Origin of the sequence: Halopiger aswanensis (assembly GCF_003610195.1) — an archaeon.
GTDB classification, from domain to species: domain Archaea; phylum Halobacteriota; class Halobacteria; order Halobacteriales; family Natrialbaceae; genus Halopiger; species Halopiger aswanensis.
The window spans coordinates 677083-693967 of the sequence record NZ_RAPO01000003.1; the positions used below are offsets into that span (position 1 = coordinate 677083).

The window sequence follows — 16885 nt, forward strand, 5'->3', positions numbered from 1 at the left end:
CGCGTATGGTCTCTCACGTCCTCGTCCCGATGGACGGCTCGGAGATGAGCGAACGCGCCCTCGAGTACGCGCTCGAGGTCTATCCGGACGCCGAGCTCACGGTCCTGCACGTCGTCGGCGAACCGTCGCCGATGTGGGCGGAGGCGACGGGACTCGCCCTCGCCGACGATCTCGAGGCGGAAGCCAGAGAGCACGCGGACGCGATTTTCGACCGCGCGCGCGAAATCGCCGCGGACGCCGACGGCGATGTGACGCTCGATACCGAGATCGAACTCGGCCATCCCGTCCGCGCGATCATCAATCAGGCCGACGACTACGAGACGGTCGTGATCGGGACCCACGGCGGAACCGTCGCCGACCGCGTTTTCGTTGGCAACGTGGCGGAACGAGTGGTTCGTCGCTCGCCGGTGCCGGTGGTCGTCGTTCGGTAGATCCCGTCGCCTCGAGCACGGCATCGGACTGCCCCTTGCCGAGGGTGTTGTACGTAGCCTGCTCGAGTCGGGCTCGCGCGCTTCGACCCGGTTCGACCCGTCGGTCGGACGACAACTGGAACCGCGAATGGGCGCGTTTTTTAGGCTTCAATCGCATGATCTCCTGTTGTGACGGAAGTACTACTTATCGTGGGAATCCTTACCGCAATCTTCGTCGGCTACAACATCGGCGGCTCGACGACCGGTCCGGCGTTCGGTCCGGCCGTCGGCGCGAACGTCATCACCAAGCTGATGGCTGCCGGCCTGATGTCGATCTTCTTCTTCGTCGGCGCGTGGACGATCGGGCCGAACGTCGTCGACACGCTCGGGAACGAACTCGTCCACACGACGGACGTCTTCACCATGCGCTCGAACGTCGCCGTCCTCTTTTTCATCGGCGGCGCCCTGTTCGTCGGCAACTACGCCGGCGTCCCCGCCTCGACCTCGATGACCGCCGTCGGCGCGATCGCCGCGCTCGGTCTCGCGACGGGCGAACTCAACTGGAGCATCCTCGGCGAGATCGTCGTCTGGTGGATCGTCGCGCCCATCATCGGCTTCTGGGTCGCCGGCGTCGTCGGCCGGTACTTCTACCCGCGGATCAACGAGTGGGTCGCTATCGAGGCCAACCGCGACGGCCGACAGATGATTACCGTCGACCGCTCCTCGATCGTCCCGCGGCTCCAGTTCCAGGATAACGCCACTCGTCGGGAGATCACCGGCGCGTTCGTCGTCGTGGGAATCGGCTGTCTGATGGGCTTTTCCTCCGGGACGAGCAACATCGCGAACGCGATCGCGCCGATCTACGGCACCGGCGCCCTCGACATGTACACGCTGATCCTGATCGGGTCGGCGGCCGTCGCGATCGGCTGTTACACGATCGCCCGCCGGACGCTGGATACGCTGGGTAACGACATCACGAACCTGCCGCTGACGGCGGCGATCGTCGTCGCGGTTATCAGTTCGACGATCGTTATCGTGCTCTCCTCGATCGGGGTCCCCGCGAGCTTCGTCGTCATCGCGACGATGAGCATCATCGGCCTCGGCTGGGGCCGAGCGACGCGCACCACGACGCTCTCCGACGCCCGCCGCGGCGAGGAGACCCGCGTCTCGGTCGGCGCCCTCACCGCGGAGGAAGAGGGCGAGCAGGCCCCGAGGATCGGCGAGGAGGAGCCCGAGGACATCCCGAAAGCTTCCGACCTGTTCGATCCCTCGACGACCGCCCGGGTGATCCTCATGCAGAACGTCGTCCCGATCATCTCGACGGTCGGCGCGTACCTGACGTTCCGGTTCGTGCCGGTCTTCGGCTTCTGAGTTCCACCGGCCCGGGACCGCCCTCCGACCGCTTTCGCTTCTGCGTCCGCCTCCGTCTCGCTCGTGCGGATCCGATACGTTTCGGCCACTTTTACCCAAATCGACACGTCTGGTATAGGCGGATACAGCCGCTGTACCGCTGGATTAGTGAACAATTGAAATCGCGCGATTTCGACCCGAATATGTTCTGAGTTCTTTTTTCTTTCCGGCTCGATCCCGATACTTCGCCACTCCTTCTCTTACTTTCCGTCGAATTGGCAATTCATGTGCAAAGACAATTTAGGACTGAACAGCAAGCTATACCAGTGCGGCCCGTGAATCATCGAGTGATGCCCACGGTAGAATACCTCAACTACGAAGTAGTGGACGACCAAGGCTGGGACATTTACGACGAAGAAGTCTTCGAGAAGGCCGCCGACGCCGGCCTCGACGACGAGGACTACGGCACGCTCGACGTCGCCGAGGGCGAGTACATCCTCGAGGCCGCCGAGGCACAGGGCTACGACTGGCCCTTCTCGTGCCGCGCCGGTGCGTGTGCGAACTGTGCTGCCATCGTCGTCGAAGGCGAAATCGACATGGACATGCAGCAGATCCTCTCGGACGAGGAGGTCGAGGAGAAGAACGTCCGCCTGACCTGCATCGGTTCGGCCGAGACCGACGAGGTCAAGATCGTCTACAACGCCAAGCACCTCGACTACCTGCAGAACCGCGTCATTTAAACTGACGCACCTGCCCGAGCTTCCGATTTTTTGCGCGCCCGCCCTGGTCCGCTCGAGCGGTAGCGCCGCTTCTCGTTTTCCTGCCGTCGTTCGTGCTGCTCGCTTCGGAGCCGCGTCTACGTGTCGACGCTCCGTGGCGGTCGAAAATCCCGTCTCGGTTTCGGTTCGATTCGTCCCGTCGTCGGTGGCCGGATCACCGCTGACGGGCTCGGTAACCGTTAGTAGCCGGCCATCCACTCGCGCGCTTCCTCGAGGTCCGCCGTGTGCATGAGCTTGTACGGCATGTCCTTGACGTCCTCGACGAACTCTTCCGTGTCCATCTGCGAAATCACGCTCTCCTGGTGGACGATCGCGGAGTACTGCAGGCCGGCGTCGACCATCTCCGGATACCACTCCGACTCGAGCCACGCCAGATCCTCGTCGTCGTGGGCCTGAATGCCGCTCGTGTCGTGGATGACCTTTTCGACGCTGTTGGACTGGACGTACTCGAGGAGCGCGTTCGCGCCGTCCTTGAACCGGTCCCCGCTGGCGAACTCGTCCCAGGTGAACGTGACGGTGTCGATGTCGTCGTCCCACTCGATCGTGTACAGGTCGGTGTCTTCCTCGACTGTTTGCGCCATGGCCGCAAATTCTGCGGAATCGAAGTAAGTCTTCTTGCCGACATATCGCGATCGCCAAAGTGCACAGTATATGATGATTCTGCAGCCGGCCGTTCGTTTTATGTCGGCTGCGCGGATGGACTCGCGTATGACCGACGAAACCGGGGGAAGCGACGCCGATTCGGCCGAGCAGACGCTGGCCAACGAGGTCGGCGACTCCGTGACGGAACTGTTGAATATCTCGAAGATGGTCTCCGGCAGTTCCGAGGAGATCAGCGAGCTGGCCGACGAGCAGTCCGAGACGATGCACGAGATCGCGGACGAGGTCTCGACCCTCTCGGCGACCGTCGAGGAGATCGCGGCCAGTTCGAACCAGGTCAAGGAAGTCAGCAGCACCGCGGAGGACCTCGCGGACGAAGGCTGTGACGTCGCCGAGGACGCCATCGACGCGATGGACAACGTCGACGACGCGAACACGGACGTCGCCGAGGCCGTCTCCCGGCTCCAGGATCGGATCGACGAGATCGACACGATCGTCGAGGTGATCAACGAGATCGCCGATCAGACGAACATGCTCGCGCTGAACGCCTCCATCGAGGCGGCGCGCGCCGGCGAGTCCGGCGACCGGTTCGCCGTCGTCGCCAACGAAGTCAAGAGCCTCGCGGAGGAGTCCCGCGAGAACGCCGAGGAGATCGAGGAACTCGTCGCCGATATCAAGGACGAGACCGACGAGACCGTCGAGCAGATCTCCACCGCGAACGAGGAGGTCGAAACCGGTATCGAGCACGTCACCGAGACGGTCGACATCCTCGAGGAGATCGACGACGCCGTCACCGAGGCGACCCAGGGGGCCGAGGAGGTGGCCGCCGCGACGGACGAACAGGCGTCCTCGACCGAGGAGGTCGCGACGATGGTCGATTCGACCGCCGAGAACGCCCAGACGGTCGCCGGCAAGATCAGCCGCGTCGCAGCGGCGAACGAGGAGCAGCGCGAGAAGATCCAGGAACTCGGCGAGCGCGTCGAGTGACCGGCGCCCGCTCTCGAATCCCCCGACCCCGGTCGAGCCGAAACAATAACACCACCGCGCTCGAGAGACAGTGAACGTGACACTCGCCGCCGTAGCCGCGACCGTGGCGACCGGTCCGGATCTCCTGCGACTCGTCGCCCTCCCGGTCTTCGCCTGGGTCGCCGTTCGCGACATCAAGACCAGGCGCGTCTCGAGTACCGTCTGGGTTCCGCTCGCGCTGTTGGGCGCCGCCCTGCTCGTCTGGGAGGCCCAACTGGCTCGAGCCGCGGGGCCACACGCGTGGACGACCGAGTTCCTCGTGCCGGCCGCGATCAGCCTCGGCTTCGTGGTGCCGATCGCGTACCTGTTCTGGTGGTTCGGCGGCTTCGGCGGCGCCGACGCGAAGGCGCTGCTCGTTCTCGCACTGCTCTTTCCAACTTTCCCGGAGTACGCCGTCGGCTCGTGGACGCTGCCGCTGACGACGTCGCCGCTGGGCGCGCTCTCGTTTACGATCCTGACGAACGCCGTCGTCGTCGCGGTCGCCATTCCGGTCGTGCTCGCCGTTCGCAACGCCCTCGCCGGCCGCATCGCGCCGGTCATGGTGCTGGGCTGGCCCGTCGCAACCGAGTCGCTGCCCGAGCGCCACGGCCAACTCCTCGAGACGCCCGAGGGCGTCTCCCTGAGCGGCCTCGACCTCGACGCCCTGCGGATGTACCTCCGCTGGCGCGGGCTCTCGCTGGCCGACGTCCGCGCCCACCCGAAGGCCTATCGCGACCCGGCGACGCTCCCCGAGGAGCCGAACCCGCCGACCGACGGGGCCGTCGACGCCGACGTCCGCGGCGACGGCGGGACCGCCGCCGGCGACCTCGAGCGGGAGCCGCCGCGGTCCTCGCCGGCCCGAAAACGCACGTTCGACGATCCCTGGGGCGCCGAGGCCTTCCTCGAGGACATCGAAGGGTCGGCCTACGGGACGACGCCCGCGAAGCTTCGAGCGGGGCTCGACGTGGTCGCGGCGGAAGAGACCGTCTGGATCTCGCCGGGGACGCCGTTTCTGGTCCCGGTATTCGTCGGGCTGGTGATCGCGGTGACCTACGGCCATCTGCTGCTGGGCGCGTTCTTCTGACCTTCTGTTTCTGTTTTCCCCGGTACCGATCCTCGTGCCCTCAGTCGAAGCCGACGACCCGCTCGTAGAGCGGCACGAGCGCCGTCCAGAAGACGACGAAAACGGTGCCGACGACGACGATCGCGAGCCACGGTCGCTGCGCACCGCTGCGGCCGGTCGGCGGCTCGTTCAGCAGGAGGACGAACGTGACGACGAACAGCAGACAACAGAGGAGGACGCTGCCCACCTCGAGCGCCGTGGCGACGGGGCGCTCCTGCAAGCGGGCGACGATACTGACGAGTGGCATACTCGAGGCTCACACCGGATCGGCAAAACAGTCACGGCGTCGCGTGGTCGTGGCGCGGTTCGGCGACGGCGTTGTCAGGCGCCGCAGCCGGCGAGCCGGCGAGCCGGGTCAGGCTCGAGACTCGATGTCGTCGGCGATGTCGTCGAGTTCGTCGTCGTCCAAGTCGGGTCGCTCACCAGCGACGGCGTGGATGGGGCCGCCGCCGTCGCCCTCGAAGCGGGGGACGATGTGGCAGTGGACGTGGGGCACTTCCTGGCCGGCGGCCTCGCCGTTATTGAAGGCGACCGTCGTCGCATCGGCGTCGACGGCCTCCTCGACGGCGGGAACCATTCGGTGGATCGTCTCGTAGAGGTCGGTTGCGACGTCCTCGGGGACGTCGTTCAGCCGTTCGTACTCGTCTTTGGGGATGACGAGCGTGTGGCCCGGCGCCAGCGGGTTGGCGTCGAGAAAGGCCAGCGTGGTCTCGTCTTCGTACACGACTCGAGCGGGGATCTCCCCCTCGACGATCTGGCTGAAGATCGTGCTCATACGCGAGTATGTGTCTGCTCGGCGTAAGAAGGTTACTCGGATCGACGGCGAAGGGCGCGCTTGACCAGCGGATCGATCGGTTCGAACGACAGTTTATCCCGGTAAACGATCGGCTATTCGCGATAACTCCGGTAAACTATCCGGAATTAGCGTGTACTGTCACTGTCTTCATTATCACGCCGTTCCTCGAGACGACGTGCCCACGCGGGCATCGTGGCGCTGGCGGGGGACGACACTCACGCATTGACACACCCACACCACACCACACCACACCACACCACCGATCACCCACCACGCACACTGCTGTGACCACCGCCACCGCAACGGTCCACGCTATCGATTCTTTCCGGTACGAACTCGCCGGACCCACCCGGCAACTGACGGAACCGTAACTCGTTACCGCCGCGCTATGCCGTCGATCACGTCGTCTCCCGGTTCGGAGCGGACCGACTCGAGCGCGGACGCTGCGCCGGACCGTCCCAGACAGGGGTCCCTCCCGGCCATTGTTTATCAACTAGACGGCGTTTTGAACCCGATACTATTACCTATCCAACAACCATTTATAAAATATTTTTGCATTTTGGAGTATATAGCACTATAAATGTTAATTGACCTCCGGGTATAGATACTGTATGTCGTTCTTCCGTTGCACTGCGATTCGAAACCGGCACGCGCTATCGACCGATCCGACAGTCCCTTCGATCGTGCCGAATCGGAGGGCCGACACGTGGTAGCGGTGCTGTACGCCATCGAGCGCCCGTTCATGCGAAAGACCTTCGAGGCGATCGATCGACACGTCACTCTCGAGTCGGCGTTCGTCCCGGTTCGAGCGGACGCGCGCGGCTGTAGCGACCGGATCGCCGAGATCGAGGTCGACGACCCCGGTGCGGTCGACGAGAACGTCCGAGCGATCGACCCGTCGGTCGTCGTGTACAACCACCGGTTCGGCATCGATCGATTCTCGTTTCCGACGGAGTATCCGCTCGTCCACGTCCGCCACGGCGCGTCGATCGGTCGCGGCGAGATCGCTGTCACGACGGAGACGATCCTCGAGCACGTCGCCGTCGCGCTCGCGCCGGGCGAACGCTGGGCGGCGGCGTACCGGGCCGCCGCGCCGCCGGACGTTCGGGTGACCGTCGTCGGGATTCCGGAGGCCGACGCGCTGGTCGGCGCGCCGCCGCCCCGCGAACGCCGGGTGCTGTACGCGCCGACCAACTACATGGTCGGTCGCGGCGCGTACGTCAACACCGCCCGCTCGGTCGTCGAGTGCTTCGCGAACACGGCGTACGAACTCCTCTTTCGGCCGCATCCGACCGATCGGCGCGAGGGACCCGGACTGGCCGTCACTCAGGAGTGCAGAGCGCGGATCGCCGATCTCCCGAACGTCGTCTTCGATACGGCGACGACCCCGACCGAGAGCATGCGTCGATCGGACCTGCTCGTCTCGGATTACTCCGGTTCGATCGCCGAGTGGCTCCACACCGGTCGGCCCCTCGTCCAGCTGACCGCCATCGACGCGCCGGACCGCGAGGTGCCGCCGATCGGCGTTACGACGGACGCGATCGACCTCGAACTCGTCGACGACCTGTACCGCAACGGCGAGCCCGCCGACGTGCGCGACCGTCGCGCGGCCTGGCTCGAGGCCCTCGGCATCCCCATGGACGGCCGAGCCGGCGAGCGCGCCGCCGCGGCAGTCGAGGAGGTGTGCCGATGCGCGGCGTGATCCTGGCCGCCGGTCGCGGTCGACGCATGGGCCACTACACCGACGACGTCCCGAAGGCCTTCCTCGAGTTCGACGGTAGGACGCTGTACGACCGCCAGCGTGCCCTTCTCGAGCCCCACGTGGACCGAACGAGCGTCGTCCTGGGCTATCGTCACGAGACCGTCGTCGACCGGTTCGATCCCGCGGATCCGATCGTCCTTCACGACTGGGAGCGGTACGAGAACGCCGCGTCGCTGTTGCTGGCGCTCCGGCGCATCGACGACGACGTGCTCGTGCTCAACGGCGACGTGCTCGTCGACGCGCGCGAGGTCGGTTGGCTGACGGACCAGTTCGACGCCCTCGCGGGCCGTCTCAACCTCGTCGGGTGTATCCCGGGGCTGCAGAACGGGGAGACGGCGATCCGCTGGGACGAGTTGGGTCGCGTGACGGACTACGGACTCATCGAAGGCCACCAACACGCCGGCGTCGGAATCGTGAGCCGTCGCCACCAGGAGACGGCGATACGGATCCTGCGAGAGCGAGTAGACGACTGGTACCCCTGCGTCTACCCCCGAACGCCGACGCGGCCGTCGTTGCTCCCGGCCGATCACCACGTCGAGATCAATCGCCCGACCGACCTCGAGCGCGCTCGAGCGTGGCTCGCGTCAGACCAGATCCGGTGTTCGTAACCCGGCCGGACCGGACGCAGTCGCGAACGCGGATCCCATCGCGGCGCCGCGACCCATTCGCCGAGTGCTCTTTGACACAAATTCAACTTTCAGCGAATTTCAGCCAAATTGTCGGGTATTCGACGCCAGAACCAAAATGTTGATGCGTTGTGGCTCCCCCGAACCGGATAGATGGAGATTATCGGCCATCGCGGCTGTGCAGACCAGTTTCCGGAGAACACCCTGTTTGCGCTGCGCGAAGCCGCCCGCCGACTACCCGCGGTCGAAGTCGACGTTCGACGGTGCGGGTCGGGCGAACTGGTGGCGTTTCACGACGACACGCTCGAGCGCGTCACCGGCGTCGACGGTCGCGTCGCCGAGACGCCGTGGTCCACCCTTCGCGAACTCGACGTACTCGAATCGGGCGAGTCGATTCCCCGCCTCGAGGCGGTGCTGCAAGCCGTTCCGGACGACGTGACCGTCCAACTCGAACTGAAAGAGCGAGGAATCGCGTCGGATACGTTGCAGTTGGCGATGGCGGCCGGGGCCGACGTCCGCGTCTCGTCGTTTCTCCCCGAGGCGCTCGCGGAGATCGAGTCGAACTACCTGGACGTGCCCAACGGGCTACTCTTCGGCGACGAACCCGAGGAAAACCTCTCGCGGGCCGTCGACCTCGACTGTACGCACGTGTTCCCCCACTACGACCTCTGCGTCGAAACCGACGTCGTGTCCGCCGCCCGCGAGCACGGCTTCGACGTCATCGCCTGGAAGGCCGCCCGGACGGCCGCCGACGTTCGGGCGCTTCGCGACGCCGGCGTCGACGGGGTCACCGCGGACCGCTGGGACGTCGCGCCGTCCTCGCCTCGAGTGACCGTCGAGTCTCGGTGATCGGAACGGCGGCGTCGCGAAACCGGCTCTCGCGTCACCGACGCTGAAATCGCTCCGCAATACCGCGCCGACGGCCGAATCCGTTACTCGTCGGCGCGTCCGCACAGTTCCTCGAGCGTCTCGCCGATCGCCGCGAGGTACTCGTCGGGCTCGTAGCCGAGTCGGCCGATCCAGACGTCCTGATACGAGGGGTGGAGGATCGGCACGAGCCAGACGTCCAACGTTTCGCAGCGAACCGGCTCGAGCACGCAGTCGACGAACCCGTCCAGTTCCTTCCCTTCGGCCGCCAGCACGGTCGTCGTCGCGTGCTTGCCGGTTGCGAGGACGACCGCCGGATCGACGGTCTCGAGTTCGCTCAGCAGGTGCGGCCGGCAGTTCGCGCGCTCCTCGGGCGTCGGCTCGCGGTTGCTCGAGGGGTCCTCGGGGTCGGCGGGGAAGCACTTGACGGCGTTCGTGTAGTAGGCTTCGTCGTCGTAGCCGACCTGGGCCAGCATCCGCCGGATGCGCCGGCCGGAGTGGCGCGAGGTGTAGCCCTTCCCGGTCCAGTTGCCGCCCTTCCAGCGGTCGGCGTCCGGGTTGCCGGGACCCGGCGCCTCGCCGACGACGACGACGCTCGCGTCGAGGGGGCCGGTGCCCCACGAGATGCACTCGCGGGTTTCGGCGAGCGCGGGACAGCGCGTACAGTCGGGTTCGATGACGTTGCGCGACTGCGGGAACGGCGGGTCGGTCGGCGGACTCGAACCCGTCTCCGAGCCCGAGTCGGTGGCATCGCTCGAGTCCGCGTCCGCGTCGGCGCTCGAGTCGGACGGAGAAGCGTTCGGTGGGAACACGCCCGCGTTTCGGTACTCAGCGGGCTTAGGTTGCCCGGGTCGTGGCCCGTCGAGCGTGAATCGTCCGGGTCGCGGGTCTCGGCGAGCAGACACGATGGGACAAGTTTACGTTCTCCCAGCGGCATTTCAGCGCTAATGACGTCGCTCGACCCGGAACTCATCATCGAATCGCTGTCGGTCCTCTTCTACGCGGTCGCCGCCAGCGCGCTCACGATCGCCGGCATCGCCGCCGAGTACGCGAGTACGCAGCACCTCGGCGCCGGTGAACAGACGGTCGCGCTCTGGCTCGCTGCCATCGGCGCCGTGATGATCTACGCCGGCGTCTACGGGCTCGGGTACCAGAAACTGCTCGTGGAAGTGCGCACGCGACTGAACTGATCTCTGATCCGATCGGGTCGGTACTCGTTCTCGTCCGGTCTTCGTTTTCGACGCTTCGCCGTTTTCCGTTCGCTCCGCCTGCTCGACGTTGTCTGCCTCGAGGCTGCGCCGCTGCCTTCGCCTTCGCCTCCGCCTCCGCGTCCGCGCCTGCGGGACCGATTCCCCTTTAATGTCTGAGCGAATCACGTCACGTATGAGCAGGTTCGGCGAGGTCGACGACCAGTACGACCCCCACGAACTCGAGCAGCGGGTGTTCGAGTACTGGGACGAGGTCGACGCCTACGAGCAAACGGTCGAGCACCGATCGGACGGGGAATCGTTCTTCTTCGTCGACGGGCCGCCGTACACCTCCGGGTCGGCCCACATGGGGACCACCTGGAACAAGACGCTGAAGGACGTCTACCTCCGCTTCTTCAGGATGCAGGGGTACGACGTCACCGACCGCCCGGGCTACGACATGCACGGGCTCCCCATCGAGACCCGCGTCGAGGAGCGACTCGGCTTCGAGAACAAGAAGGACATCGAGGAGTACGGCGAGGAGAACTTCATCGAGACGTGTAAGGAGTACGCCGAGGAGCAACTCGAGGGCCTCCAGGCGGACTTCCAGGACTTCGGCGTCTGGATGGACTGGGACGACCCCTACAAGACCGTCCGGCCGGAGTACATGGAGGCCGCCTGGTGGGGCTTCTCGAAGGCCGCGGAACGAGGACTCGTCGAGAAGGGCCACCGCTCGATCTCGCAGTGTCCCCGCTGTGAAACCGCCATCGCGAACAACGAGGTCGAGTACGAGGACGTCGAGGACCCCTCGATCTACGTCAAGTTCGACCTCGCCGAGCGCGAGGGCTCGATCGTCATCTGGACGACCACGCCGTGGACCGTTCCCGCGAACACCTTCGTCGCGGTCGACGAGGACGGCGACTACGTCGGCGTCCGCGCCGAAAAGGACGGCGAGGAGGAACTGCTGTACGTCGCCGAGGCCAAACACGAGGAGGTCCTCCGCGAGGGCCGCTACGAGGACTACGAGGTCGTCGAGGAACTGTCCGGCGAGGAACTGATCGGCTGGTCCTACGAGCACCCGCTCGCCGAGGAGGTTCCGGACCACGTCGACGCCGAGGGCGCGTTCGAGGTCTACGACGCCGACTACGTCGACACGCACGGCGACGGTACCGGCCTCGTTCACTCCGCGCCGGGCCACGGTGAGGAGGACTTCGAGCGCGGCCGCGAACTCGGCTTCCCGATCTTCTGTCCCGTCGGCGGCGACGGCGTCTACACCGAGGAAGCCGGCAAGTACGAGGGCCAGTTCGTCAAGGAGGCCGACGACGAGATCATCTCGGATCTCGAGGACAACGACGCCCTCCTTGCCTCGGGCACCGTCGACCACAGCTACGGCCACTGCTGGCGCTGCGACACGGGCATCATCCAGATCGTCACCGACCAGTGGTTCATCACGATCACCGACATCAAGGACGAACTGCTGGAAAACATCGAGGACAGCGAGTGGCACCCCGACTGGGCCCGCGACAATCGCTTCCGGGACTTCGTCGAGGAGGCGCCCGACTGGAACGTCTCGCGCCAGCGCTACTGGGGCATCCCGCTGCCCGTCTGGACGCCCGAAGATCGGGACGACGACGAGGACATGATCGTCATCGGCGACCGCGAGGAGCTCGTCGACCGCGTCGATCAGGACGTCGATCCCGATGCGGTCGACCTCCACAAGGACACGGTCGACGAACTCACGATCACCGAGGACGGCACCACCTACACCCGCGTCCCCGACGTCTTCGACGTCTGGCTCGACTCCTCGGTCGCCTCCTGGGGCACCCTGAACTACCCCGAGGACGACAGCCGGTTCGACGAGCTCTGGCCCGCCGACTTCATCCTCGAGGCCCACGACCAGACGCGGGGCTGGTTCTGGTCGCAGCTCGGCATGGGAACCGCCGCGATCGGCGACATTCCCTACGAGGAAGTGCTGATGCACGGCCACGCGCTCATGCCCGACGGCCGCGCGATGAGCAAGTCCAAGGACATCCTCATCGACCCCCACGAGGCCATCGATCAGCACGGCCGCGACGTCATGCGCCTGTTCCTGCTCTCGAACAACCCGCAGGGCGAGGACATGCGCTTCGACTGGGACGGGATGCAGACGATGGAGAACCACCTCCGCACCCTCTGGAACGTCTTCCGGTTCCCGCTGCCGTACATGCGGCTCGACGACTTCGACCCGCAGGAGACGACGCTCGAGGACGTCGATTCGGACCTCGAGCTCATCGACGAGTGGGTGCTGGCCCGCCTGCAGTCGACGAAGCAGGAGATGACCGAGCACTTCGAGGACCGCCGCCAGGACAAGGCCGTCGACGCCCTCATCGACTTCGTCGTCGAGGACGTCTCGCGGTTCTACGTCCAGGCCGTCCGCGAGCGCATGTGGGAAGAGGAGGACAGCGCCTCCAAGGAGGCCGCCTACGCGACGATCTACCGCGTCCTTCGCGAGACCGTCGCGCTGCTGGCTCCCTACGCGCCGTTCATCGCCGAGGAGATCTACGGCACCCTCACGGGCGACGCCGAGCACGACACCGTCCACATGTGCGACTGGCCCGCGATCGAGGAGTACTGGCAGGACGAGCAACTCGAGGAGGACGTCGCCTTCCTGCGAGCGATCGAGGAAGCCGGCGCGAACGCCCGCCAGCAGGCCGGCCGCAAGCTCCGCTGGCCCGTCCCGCGCGTCGTCGTCGCCGCAGACGACGAGCGCGTCGCCGACGCGGTCGAGCGCCACACCGACCTGCTCGAGGACCGGCTCAACGCCCGCGAGATCGAACTCGTCTCCGCGGAGGACCGCTGGGAGGAGCTCCAGTACAGCGCCGAGGCCGACATGAGCGAACTCGGACCCGCCTTCGGCGACCGTGCCGGGCAGGTCATGAACGCGCTCAACGAGGCCCGCATCGACGACCCCACGCTCGAGGCGCTCGAGGCGGCCGTTGATGACGTGCTCGAGGACGGCGAGTCGCTCGAAGAGTCGATGGTTTCCTTCGTCACCGAGACGCCCGACGACATCGCCGGCACCGCCTTCGGCCTGAACGGCGACGACCGCGGCGTCGCCTACGTCGACGCCTCGCTGACCGAGGACATCGAGAGCGAGGGCTACGCCCGCGAGGTCATCCGGCGCGTCCAGGAGATGCGCAAGGACCTCGACCTCGATGTCGAGGAACGCATCGCGCTGGACCTCGAGATTGCGGACGACCGCGTGGCCGACCTCGTTTCCGAGCGCGAGGACCTGATCCGCGAGGAGGTCCGCGCCGACGAACTGCGGGCGGTCGAGGACGGCCACCGCAAGGAGTGGGACGTCGAGGGCGTCCAGATGGAGATCGCGATCGAGCCGCTCGCGGCGGCCGAGGCGTCGGACTGATCCGATCTACCGTCGCAGCGTGAGCGCTCGCTGACTTTTCTTTCGTCTCGCTCGAGCCCGCGACGCTCGAGTCCGTGACGTGACCGGTGTAGCCGCCACTCCGGCGGCCGACACCACAAAGGACTTGACGGTCAGTTTCAAGCGTACGTTCATGCGCGCCCGGGTTGCCGTCGTCTTCTTCGTCGTTCTCCTCGTTGGCTCACTCTCCGCACCTGTCCTCGGACTCGCCGCCGGCGGGGACTCGAGCGGTGCCGTCGCCGAACCGACCGGTACCGAGACCGCTTCGATCGGGGCGGCGAGTTCGTCCGCTTCGTCGCTGTCAGCCGCCTCGTCGGCCTCAAGCGCGACGCTCCACCGGACGACGACGTTGCGCCAACTTCCCGACCGACCGGGGACGTACGAGGCCGAATTCAGCTTCCGGGTTCCCGACGCGGTCACCGAACTCAACGTCCTCCTCACGCCCGATGCGACCGTCCAGTCGGCTCGAGGGTTCGAGGGAGGAGACGAGAAGGGGACGGTCCGGTGGACCGAGATGACCGACGAGCCGACGCTTCGGGTGACGCTGCCGGCGAACCGGACGGCGGTCGGTCGGAGTGCCGTCGCGGCGACCGGCCCGTCGGGTTCGACCGCGAGCGCAACGTCGAACGCGTCACCGGCGACGGCCGCCACGTCGCGGGACGGCTACTCCTTCGTCGAGACCGGCGACTGGGGTATCGTGCAGGTCCCCGGCGGCTTCTCCTACCGCTACACCGCGCCCGTCGCCCTCGAGGAAACAGTACAAGTCGACGGCCCGGGAGCGACCGGCGGCGACATCGCCGTCTTCGGTCCGGTGACGGAGTACGAACGCGCCGTCGACGGCGGCTCGGGGACGATCAGGTTGGTCGTTCCCGACGCGGCCGACCTACAGGAGGAGCCAGAGGCGATCTTCGACGAACTCGAGGCAGCACGGAACGGGCTCGACGTCGGTTCGGCCAGCGATGAACTGTTCTTCGTCGCAGCGCCGACCGACGCTGACTGGGGGCCCAGAGGGGTCCAGTACGGCCGCGCTGACGCGTGGGTCGCTGCCGACGCCGAACTGTCCGACCCCGGCAGCGCCTGGCTCCACGAGTACGTCCACGTTCGCCAGGGGTACACGCGTTCGTCCGTCGGCACGACGAGCGAGACGGCGTGGCTCGTCGAGGGCCAGGCCGACTACCACGCCGCGACGTTGGCCCTCGAGCACGGGTTGATCGACTACGCGGACGTTCGGGAATTCCTCGCGGACGGCGAGCGCTCGCCATACGATACCGACGTCCTCGCCGAGCCCGACAGTTGGTCGGATGACCGGACGCCCTACGTGAAGGGACGGCTCGTCTACGGCGAACTCGACCGGCAACTCCGGCTCGCCACCGACGGCGACCGAACGCTCGCGGACGTCTTCCGACGGCTGAACGCCAGGGAGGAGCCGGTGACCGAGGACGCGCTGCTCGCGGCGCTCGAGGACGCGGGCGGCGAAGACGTCCGCGCGGCCGCGGAGAAGTACACGCGGACGAAAGCGGTACCCGAGATGTGGGATCGGGACGGCCATCAGCAGGCCTTCGACCAACCCGTCGCCGAGTTCGAATACGGGATCGACGCGGACGGGATTCGCGTTGCGGGCGAACCGTGGGGCGCGTGGCGACACGGGAGCGGCGAGAACGGGTCGTTCGGATCCGTGGACGAGCAGGGCGGGGAACGTACGATCGCCGTCCCCGCCGACGAATCCGTTCGAATACCCGCGACGATCGCCAACACCGGAGATCGGAACGGCACCGACGACGCGACGCTACAGGTGAATGGGGACGTCGTCGACTACCAGCAACAGCGCCTCGAGGCCGGCGCGGCGACGACCGCGAATCTCTCCTGGACGCCGACGAAACTCGGCACGTACGACGTCCGCGTCGGCGCGGAGAAACTGACGGCGGTCGTCGTCGGCGACTCGAGCGTCCGGGTGACGGACCTGACTCTCGAGCCCGAAACCGCTGCGCCCGGCGACCCGATCGTAGCGTCGGCGACGGTCGAGGCGACCGGCGACGGCCCCGGTGCCACCCTCCTCGAGTTTCGGACGGCCGAAGGGAAAACTACGATCCCCGTCGCAGTCGCGGCCGACGAGACCGCGACGGTCGAGCACGAACTGCGGTTCGAGTCCCCGGCGCGGTACGAGGTCGCCGTCGGACAGCAGTCCGCAACCGTTACCGTCGAGAACCGATCGCGGCCGCCGGCCGACCTCGAGGAAGTTCCCGGATTCGGCGCGCCAGCAGGGATTGCAGCGCTGGTCGCACTTCTGGCAGTCGCACACGTACTCTCGCTGCGGTCGCGGCGCCCGTAACGGCGGCGTCGCAGTCGTCGAATTACTCCTCGTCCTCGATCGTCACCAGAAACCGGCAGGCGTCGATGTCGTCTTCCCGATCACACGCCTGCTCGGTGACGGTCCCGTCCGCGTCGAAGGCCGCGAGCAGCCCTTCGAGAACCCCGTGGGCCAGCCCGCAGTAGGTCGTCTCTCGGTGCGTCTCGTAGGTGACGGTCACCTCGTCCCCGTCGCGCCGACTCGAGACGTCCGGCAGGGACGCTTTCTCGGTCGCCGCGTCGATCTCGGCGGTGACGGTCTCGAGGTCGGCGAGCAGCTCGAGGATATCCCGATCGGTCCGAATGTGGGCGTTGAACGTCGAGAGCAGTTCGGGGGCGAGGGTCCGGCCGAATCCCCGTTCGATGGTCCGCCGGTCCTGCGGCGCTAACTCGGTCAGCGTCTCGAGGACGGCGTCGATCTCGCGGTCGTCGTAGTGAGACACCTGCAGGTACAACTGCGGCTCGAGGTCGGCGCGGTCGACGACGCGCTCCCACGTCTCCTCGTCGGTCCGATCGACGACGTACGTTTCGAGCGTTTTGTGGACGATTCCGTGCATGCTTCGGGGGCGGCTGGTACGACGGGTGCGGCGGCGGTCGGTCAGCGGACGGTCGG

At 66.6% G+C, this 16885-nt stretch carries 16 protein-coding genes; 11 read left to right on the forward strand and 5 right to left on the reverse strand.

What is annotated here, in order from left to right:
* The first annotated feature begins 5 nt into the window (after positions 1-5).
* From ATJ93_RS17300 to fer, 3 genes are all read left to right on the forward strand, one after another.
* Positions 6-431: a universal stress protein gene (locus ATJ93_RS17300; RefSeq protein WP_120245897.1), complete on the forward strand. Its 426-nt coding sequence runs from the start codon at positions 6-8 to the stop codon at positions 429-431.
* A 168-nt stretch (positions 432-599) separates the two neighbouring features.
* A complete protein-coding gene (locus tag ATJ93_RS17305) occupies positions 600-1781 on the forward strand; it encodes an inorganic phosphate transporter (RefSeq protein WP_120245898.1) in 1182 nt (393 codons plus the stop codon).
* 329 nt (positions 1782-2110) lie between these two features.
* Positions 2111-2500 (forward strand): ferredoxin Fer, encoded by a 390-nt coding sequence (fer, locus tag ATJ93_RS17310; protein WP_120245899.1) that lies wholly within the window; start codon positions 2111-2113, stop codon positions 2498-2500.
* 218 nt (positions 2501-2718) lie between these two features.
* Here fer and ATJ93_RS17315 read toward each other — a convergent pair whose 3' ends face one another.
* The gene (locus ATJ93_RS17315; RefSeq protein ID WP_120245900.1) at positions 2719-3120 is read right to left on the reverse strand and encodes a hypothetical protein; all 402 of its coding nucleotides are present in this window, start codon (positions 3118-3120) and stop codon (positions 2719-2721) included.
* Positions 3121-3247: 127 nt separating this feature from the next.
* Between ATJ93_RS17315 and ATJ93_RS17320 the strand changes: the two genes are divergently transcribed.
* Both ATJ93_RS17320 and ATJ93_RS17325 read left to right on the forward strand, forming a co-directional pair.
* Positions 3248-4126 carry a methyl-accepting chemotaxis protein gene (locus ATJ93_RS17320; protein WP_211334079.1) on the forward strand — a complete coding sequence of 293 codons (879 nt, stop codon included), beginning with the start codon at positions 3248-3250 and terminating at the stop codon, positions 4124-4126.
* A gap of 76 nt (positions 4127-4202) precedes the next feature.
* Positions 4203-5228, forward strand: coding sequence for a prepilin peptidase (locus ATJ93_RS17325; protein ID WP_120246045.1), 1026 nt, complete (start codon positions 4203-4205; stop codon positions 5226-5228).
* A 40-nt stretch (positions 5229-5268) separates the two neighbouring features.
* Here ATJ93_RS17325 and ATJ93_RS17330 read toward each other — a convergent pair whose 3' ends face one another.
* Together ATJ93_RS17330 and ATJ93_RS17335 are read right to left on the reverse strand one after the other, a co-directional pair.
* Positions 5269-5514: a hypothetical protein gene (locus ATJ93_RS17330; protein WP_120245902.1), complete on the reverse strand. Its 246-nt coding sequence runs from the start codon at positions 5512-5514 to the stop codon at positions 5269-5271.
* A 108-nt stretch (positions 5515-5622) separates the two neighbouring features.
* Positions 5623-6042 (reverse strand): HIT family protein, encoded by a 420-nt coding sequence (locus tag ATJ93_RS17335; RefSeq protein ID WP_120245903.1) that lies wholly within the window; start codon positions 6040-6042, stop codon positions 5623-5625.
* A 727-nt stretch (positions 6043-6769) separates the two neighbouring features.
* Here ATJ93_RS17335 and ATJ93_RS17340 point away from each other — a divergent pair.
* The 3 genes from ATJ93_RS17340 (at position 6770) to ATJ93_RS17350 (ending at position 9300) form a co-directional block, all read left to right on the forward strand.
* Complete coding sequence (locus ATJ93_RS17340; protein ID WP_120246046.1) at positions 6770-7765, forward strand: hypothetical protein; 996 nt, start codon at positions 6770-6772, stop codon at positions 7763-7765.
* Positions 7753-8433 (forward strand): NTP transferase domain-containing protein, encoded by a 681-nt coding sequence (locus ATJ93_RS17345; RefSeq protein WP_120245904.1) that lies wholly within the window; start codon positions 7753-7755, stop codon positions 8431-8433. Before ATJ93_RS17340 ends, ATJ93_RS17345 begins: the two co-directional genes overlap by 13 nt.
* Before the next feature lie 171 nt (positions 8434-8604).
* Positions 8605-9300, forward strand: a complete 696-nt coding sequence (locus ATJ93_RS17350) for a glycerophosphodiester phosphodiesterase (protein ID WP_120245905.1) — start codon at positions 8605-8607, stop codon at positions 9298-9300.
* A gap of 83 nt (positions 9301-9383) precedes the next feature.
* Here the strand turns inward: ATJ93_RS17350 and ATJ93_RS17355 are convergent, their stop codons facing one another.
* A complete protein-coding gene (locus ATJ93_RS17355; protein WP_394338801.1) occupies positions 9384-9995 on the reverse strand; it encodes a uracil-DNA glycosylase in 612 nt (203 codons plus the stop codon).
* A gap of 270 nt (positions 9996-10265) precedes the next feature.
* Here ATJ93_RS17355 and ATJ93_RS17360 point away from each other — a divergent pair, with 270 nt between their 5' ends.
* From ATJ93_RS17360 to ATJ93_RS17370, 3 genes are all read left to right on the forward strand, one after another.
* On the forward strand, positions 10266-10508 hold the full coding sequence (locus ATJ93_RS17360) for a hypothetical protein (RefSeq protein WP_120245907.1): 243 nt from the start codon (positions 10266-10268) through the stop codon (positions 10506-10508).
* A gap of 193 nt (positions 10509-10701) precedes the next feature.
* On the forward strand, positions 10702-13908 hold the full coding sequence (gene ileS, locus ATJ93_RS17365) for an isoleucine--tRNA ligase (RefSeq protein WP_120245908.1): 3207 nt from the start codon (positions 10702-10704) through the stop codon (positions 13906-13908).
* Positions 13909-14059: 151 nt separating this feature from the next.
* Complete coding sequence (locus tag ATJ93_RS17370; RefSeq protein ID WP_120245909.1) at positions 14060-16255, forward strand: CARDB domain-containing protein; 2196 nt, start codon at positions 14060-14062, stop codon at positions 16253-16255.
* A 22-nt stretch (positions 16256-16277) separates the two neighbouring features.
* On the opposite strand, the gene ATJ93_RS17375 is transcribed toward ATJ93_RS17370, so the two are convergent.
* On the reverse strand, positions 16278-16829 hold the full coding sequence (locus ATJ93_RS17375) for a heme NO-binding domain-containing protein (RefSeq protein WP_120245910.1): 552 nt from the start codon (positions 16827-16829) through the stop codon (positions 16278-16280).
* Between the last annotated feature and the right edge of the window lie 56 nt (positions 16830-16885).